Genomic DNA, 1,674 nt, shown 5'->3' with positions numbered 1-1,674 from the left:
GTTGATGAAGCAGACTATGATGAAGATGCCAATTTTTATGGACTTCAAGCAACCATTGCACGAGAGGTCTTTTTAACCGGAGAATGCTTTGTAAGACTACACTATGTCGACCTTTATGGACGCTCTGGTGTGCCGCTTCAATTACAAGTTTATCCAACCGAAATGCTGGATTTAACTTACAATGGACCTGCTGAGATTGAAGGCAATTACATTCGTATGGGGATTGAATTTAATGCCAGTGGTAAGCGCGTTGCTTATCATTTCTGGGAACATCACCCCTATGATGATGTCCCTGCAAATATGGCATTTGAGAGCCAAGAGCGCGTGCGCGTCCCTGCTGAAATGGTCCTTCACATCAAAGAGCGCCGTATTGCCGGACAATTGCGCGGTTCTCCCAAAATAACGCGCGCTATGACAAAGATCTTTCAACTCGAATCCTATGATGATGCAGAGCTTGAACGAAAAAAAACAGCGGCTCTTTTTGCGGTGTTTGTCAAGGACAATTCACCAAACGTCGCAAAATTATCCGATAATCGTGATAAAAACGACGTTGAAGAAGAATACGAAGCACCTGCCATTGCACCCGGTGCATCTCTTTATTTAGGAGAGAATAAAGAGGTTACATTCTCTAACCCTGTTGAGGTTGGAGGTTCTTATGAAGCTTTCCAATTTCGCAATATCTTGAAAATTTGTGCAGCACTTAATATGCCTTATGCCGTTGTGACTGGAGACGTTACGCGGGGGAATTTTTCTAATGTGCGTACCTCTATCATTCAGTTTAGACGGCACGTCAAACAATGGCGTGAACATATTATTGCCTTTCAGTTTAACCGCATTGTTTGGGAGCGTTTTGTTGAAATGGCAGTGCTTGTCAAATGTGTCAATTTGCCAAGGTGGGAAGAAAATTCCTTGCCATGGCTTCAATGTGAAAGCTTTGCACCCCCGCTTGAAATGATTGATCCAAACAAGGATATCTCAGCGGAAAAAGAAGAAATTCGTGCAGGCTTGAAAACACGACGCATGGCACTTGCCGAGCGTGGCTTTGATATCGACAGCATTCATGCCGAACTTGAAGAAGAGCACACAGACGCTCGTGCGCGCGGCTTATCTTTTGACACCGATATGGCGGCACCGGCTGGTAGCAATCAAGTAATTGATCCCGCAGATTCAGAACCTTCTGAAACTTATGAAAGTAACCAAGGCAGTAAGGCGCAGACAAATGGTGAATAATCTCGACATGCCGTTTTTGGCATCACGGCTTTTTGGAGTTCCACACATGCTTGCCTCCACAAAGCTTGATATTATTCTCAATGCTCTTGCTCCACGGCTTTTTGCAAGTGAAAAGTTTCCCATTGAAGCTTATTCGCAAGGGAGTACAGAAGCTTTAAGACCACCAGAAACCTATGTGGTGCAAAACAATGTTGCTATAATACCGGTTCATGGCACGCTTGTACGCCGTGGTGCATGGCTTGGAGCTTTATCGGGATTGACGTCTTATGAGGGGGTAAGGGCTTCTTTTCGTGAAGCCATTGCACAACCTGATGTTCGTGCTGTTTTACTTGATATTGACAGCGGCGGTGGAGAAGCCGGTGGTGTCTTTGATTTGGTTGAAGAGTTTCAAACACTCTCAAAACAATACGACAAGCCCATTTGGGCACATGCCAATGAGTTTGC

Annotated in this window: 1 protein-coding gene and 1 pseudogene; both read left to right on the top strand. The window is 44.9% G+C overall.

Going from position 1 to position 1,674, the window contains the following annotated elements; translation table 11 throughout:
• A partial coding sequence (locus ACFIJL_RS09300; RefSeq protein ID WP_375624409.1) for a phage portal protein occupies nucleotides 1–1,230 on the top strand: 1,230 nt, incomplete at its 5' end.
• Nucleotides 1,220–1,674: pseudogene (locus ACFIJL_RS09295) on the top strand (S49 family peptidase); the annotation flags it as partial. The gene ACFIJL_RS09300 and the pseudogene ACFIJL_RS09295, both read left to right, overlap by 11 nt.

It is taken from the genome of Bartonella sp. TT119HLJHH, from assembly GCF_042193385.1.
Taxonomy (GTDB): Bacteria; Pseudomonadota; Alphaproteobacteria; order Rhizobiales; family Rhizobiaceae; genus Bartonella.
Note: the sequence above shows the minus strand (reverse complement) of the source record. Positions and strands in the feature narration are given on the sequence as shown.